Origin of the sequence: Vibrio galatheae (assembly GCF_000967545.1) — a bacterium.
Taxonomy (GTDB): Bacteria; Pseudomonadota; Gammaproteobacteria; order Enterobacterales; family Vibrionaceae; genus Vibrio; species Vibrio galatheae.
Map to the genome: position 1 here is coordinate 1 of NZ_JXXV01000029.1, position 4,297 is coordinate 4,297.

Below are 4,297 nucleotides of genomic sequence, written 5' to 3' on the forward strand. Positions count from 1 at the left end.
TTAACTGATCGGCATTACCCAGAGATGGGGCTCTTTGTTGTTAATCGTTATCACTCCAGCACTCGTTGCCAGAGGTTCGACCTTGGGAAAATGCATCGATATTGGCTAACGTTGTCTCTGCAATATTGCCTAATGCTTCATTGGTCAAAAATGCTTGGTGCCCTGTGAATAAAACGTTGTGACAGGCGGATAAACGACGGAATACATCATCCACAATGACATCATTCGATTTATCTTGGAAGAACAGCTCTTTCTCATGTTCGTAAACATCAAGACCTAGCGCCCCAATTCGACCACGCTTAAGTGCCTCAACGGCCGCTGCGGAATCAAGTAATCCACCCCGACTTGTGTTGATGATCATTACTCCATCTTTCATCTGCTCAAATGCAGATTCATTTAACAGATGGTAGTTCTCATCAGACATAGGGCAGTGCAGTGTAATGATATCGCTGTGCTTAAATAGCTCTTGTTTGGAAACGTATTTTGCTCCAAGTTCAATGGCGAGTGGATTTTGGTAGGGATCATGGCACAGAATATCCATTCCTAAGCCTTTTAGGATACGCATCGTGGCGATACCTATCTTACCCGTACCTATGACCCCGGCGGTTTTACCGTGAAAGTTGAAACCCACCAGTCCTTCTAAATTAAAGTTGGCGTCTCGTGTTCTTTGGTAAGCTTTGTGGAATCGTCTGTTCAAACTCATCATTAATCCCACAGTATGCTCTGCGACAGACTCCGGAGAGTATGCCGGAACTCTTACTACCTGAATGCCCAGTTGCTTAGCGGCGGGGATGTCAACGCGATCAAATCCCGCGCAGCGCATCGCAACCATTTTCACGCCTTGCTGAGCTAAGGCTTCAAGCACTTTCTTTGACAGGTCATCGTTAACAAAGGCACATACGACTTGGCAACCATGAGCCATTTTGGCCGTTTTTGTTGTCAGCTGAAACTCATGAAAATGGAGGTTGAAACCATATTGATGATTAATTTTGGAGAAAGAGACTTCGTCGTAAGATTTTGAACTAAACACAGCGACATCGATCATAAATAACCTCTCTAAGGTAAATGGGAGAGCAACTGCGCCTATTGAATACCTAATTCGACAGAAAATAAACCATGAATATTATCAGGACATAGGTAGCTTGCGCTGTTGTATAAATAATTGATATACATAGGTTAACTAATGGGAAAATGTCGAGCAAAAAATGATTAAACTTACCCCAATGTTGCCGAAGTATCTTGAGCAGGTCATGACTCTCAGTATTGCTGACGAGCAGCTTGCGTATGTGGGTACTATTGAAGAAGTCTTGGTTAACGCCGATGACAAAGTTCATCCGCATCTTGTTTTAGCTGATGAGCAAGTGGTGGGCATCTTTCTCATTGATACCATCTATAGCGATCGATATGACTTTGCTCCTTCAGAATGCTTGGGTTTCAGAGCATTTTTAATTGATATCAAATATCAGGGACTTGGCTACGGAAAAGCAGTAATTGCTCAACTCAAATCTTATTTGAACCATCAATATCAGCAGAATGACATGGTCTATTTAACGGTTAACTGCAAAAATCCTGTTGCTTATCAGTGCTACTTGAACAATGGCTTCGCAGATCTAGGAGAACTTTTCAATGGTGGTGCTGCTGGACCGCAGCATATTATGCTAATGAAGATCGATACCGAGTGACTTTTTCAAAGGCTTAAATTGACGCCTATATCAGTACTTCTATCGAGGTTCTGAATTCATATAATAGTTACACTAATCGTGAATATTAATGCTAACGTTATATTTATAAAATTAATCCGACCAGTTGATAAATATATAATAAGTATAGTTTTCTGGGAGGGCGTATAGAATTTTCGTTAGTTGGAGTTCATGGATATGTTGGTTACTAATTTCAAAAACGTCTCTATTGCTGTTAGGGCGTGGTCTATTCTTGGTTTATTTGCGATTGGTCTGGTGGCTAATACTTTATTAAATATCGACAAGTCACGCCAGCACATGCGAGAAAACTACGAACAAGGCGTTGAATCCCTTGTTGAGAGTGCATTCAGTGTTGTCGACTACTACTTCAAGCAAAGTCAAAGTGGAACTCTGTCTGCTGAAGTGGCACAAGCCCGTGCACTGGAAACTATCTCTGCCATGCGCTTTGATGGTGACAATTATATTTTTATTGGTGACCGAAGCGGCGTACAAATTGCTACCGGTGTGCGTTCATTGCTGGGCAAAAACATCATGAATTTGCAAGACAGTGGTGGTGCCTATTTCGTCAAGGATCTTTACCAAACTGCCCAAAATGGTGGCGGGTTTGTTGATTACTTGTGGAATAACCCAGATAAAGGGACTCTTGACCCAAAGACAAGCTACGCAAAAATGTTTGAACCTTGGGGATGGATGATTGGCTCTGGCATGAACATGAAAGCCCTGCAGGCTGCGACATACCGTTCTGAGGTCGCGTCGATGGGCTATGCGGTGGGAATCTTAGGCATATTATCACTCGTTATTGGCTATTTTATAAAAACCATTACTTCACCTTTAAAACGAACATTACGAGCGATGGAAACCCTGTCTCAAGGAGAAGGTGACCTGACTCAAAGACTTCCTGAAGAGGGCAGCAAAGAACTGATTCATTTGGCACGCTATTTCAATCGGTTTGTTGCTTCAATTCAGTCCATTATGCTCAATATCAGTGATGCAGGGTCTCAAGTTTCAGCGTCCGCTACTCAGCTGTCTAATTCGGTTCACCACATCGACGATAGTTTGAATCAGCAGCAAAATGATGTTGATATGTTAGCCACTGCCATGACTGAAATGCTTGCTACAGTAGAAGAGGTCGCGGGTAGAACATCCGAGGCAAATGACGCCAGCAGACAAGCGGCAACGGAAACACAGAACAGTCACTCAATTATTCAACGTAATGTTACCGAAGCAAATGATTTAGCCGCGCAAATAGATTCGGCGAGCCAAGTTGTACAAAAGTTGGCATCAGATGCCAGAAATGTAGATACCGTTCTTGAAGTCATTCGAGGGGTGGCCGAACAAACCAATCTATTGGCGTTGAATGCCGCTATTGAGGCGGCCCGAGCGGGTGAGCAAGGGCGAGGGTTTGCGGTGGTTGCCGATGAAGTCAGAACCTTGTCTCAACGTACGCAAGAGTCGACATTAGAGATTCAAAATATTATCGAGAAGCTCCAAGCGGGCGCAGAAAATGTCGTTGTGGTGATGAACCAAGGTGCGGATAAAGCCAATCAAGCTTCTGTGCTTTCTACTCAAGCGGGTGAGACTCTCGATCGAATCAATAAAGAAGTTCATACCATTGAAGAGATGGCGCAGCATATTGCGACGGCCGCTGAGCAGCAAACTGTTACGGTTAATGACATCAATCGAAATGTGGTTAGCTTAAGTGATATGGCGAGCTCTGTATCAAGTGAATCTGCTCAAATGGCAAGCTCGGGTAAAGAGCTAAGGCATGTTTCTGACAATCTAATGAGCATGATTAACCGCTTTAAGCTCGCGTAGTTGGGGGCCAAGCGGGTTTACGCTTAGCCTTATTGGCATCTAATAGGGCGCTAGTGTTAGAATCGCAGCACATTTTCTAGTACTAGCGCCGCTATGAGACATCTAAAAACCACAGTCCATCCTGATCTTGACCATTTAGACGATAAATTGATCTTTAAGCGTAATGCCGCACGGGCAATTGTTGTCGACGGTGAAAATATTTTGCTTTTGTATACAGAACGCTACCATGACTACACCATTCCTGGTGGTGGTATTGATGAGGGCGAAGATATTATCGCGGGATTGGTACGCGAATTAGAAGAAGAAACTGGTGCGAAGAATATCCACGCAATCAAACCTTTTGGCATCTATGAAGAGTTCCGTCCTTGGTATAAGTCCGATGCTGATGTGGTTCATATGATTTCATACTGCTATACCTGTAAAGTAGACCGTGAACTCGGTGCAACCAATTACGAAGATTATGAAATAAAAAATGGAATGAAGGCCGTCTGGATGAACATTCGTGATGCCATCGCTCATAATGAAAAAACTATCGCAGAGAGCCCGAAAAAGGGCATGAGCATTGAGCGAGAAACGTTTTTGCTCCACCTGATCGCCAAAGAGATGCTTTAAGCGAATTCAATAAAAATGCCCCGCTAAACTAGCGGGGCATTTTAGTATCGAAATGCAGAGATTAAGCTAGAAGCTCTTTCGCTGTGTTGACAACATTTTCAGTTGTGAAACCAAACATCTTGAACAGTTCGCCTGCTGGTGCAGATTCACCGAAGGTTGTCATGCCGATG

The 4,297-nt window shown here is 43.5% G+C and carries 4 protein-coding genes; 3 read left to right on the plus strand and 1 reads right to left on the minus strand.

The window, feature by feature from the left end; genetic code table 11:
- Positions 1 to 40 precede the first annotated feature (40 nt).
- Positions 41 to 1,045, minus strand: coding sequence for a 2-hydroxyacid dehydrogenase (locus tag TW81_RS16700; RefSeq protein ID WP_045956881.1), 1,005 nt, complete (start codon positions 1,043 to 1,045; stop codon positions 41 to 43).
- 160 nt (positions 1,046 to 1,205) lie between these two features.
- Between TW81_RS16700 and TW81_RS16705 the strand changes: the two genes are divergently transcribed.
- The 3 genes from TW81_RS16705 (at position 1,206) to TW81_RS16715 (ending at position 4,127) form a co-directional block, all read left to right on the plus strand.
- Complete coding sequence (locus tag TW81_RS16705) at positions 1,206 to 1,682, plus strand: GNAT family N-acetyltransferase (protein WP_045956882.1); 477 nt, start codon at positions 1,206 to 1,208, stop codon at positions 1,680 to 1,682.
- 195 nt (positions 1,683 to 1,877) lie between these two features.
- Positions 1,878 to 3,515, plus strand: a complete 1,638-nt coding sequence (locus tag TW81_RS16710) for a methyl-accepting chemotaxis protein (protein ID WP_045956884.1) — start codon at positions 1,878 to 1,880, stop codon at positions 3,513 to 3,515.
- A gap of 93 nt (positions 3,516 to 3,608) precedes the next feature.
- Complete coding sequence (locus TW81_RS16715) at positions 3,609 to 4,127, plus strand: NUDIX hydrolase (RefSeq protein ID WP_045956883.1); 519 nt, start codon at positions 3,609 to 3,611, stop codon at positions 4,125 to 4,127.
- Positions 4,128 to 4,297 lie beyond the last annotated feature (170 nt).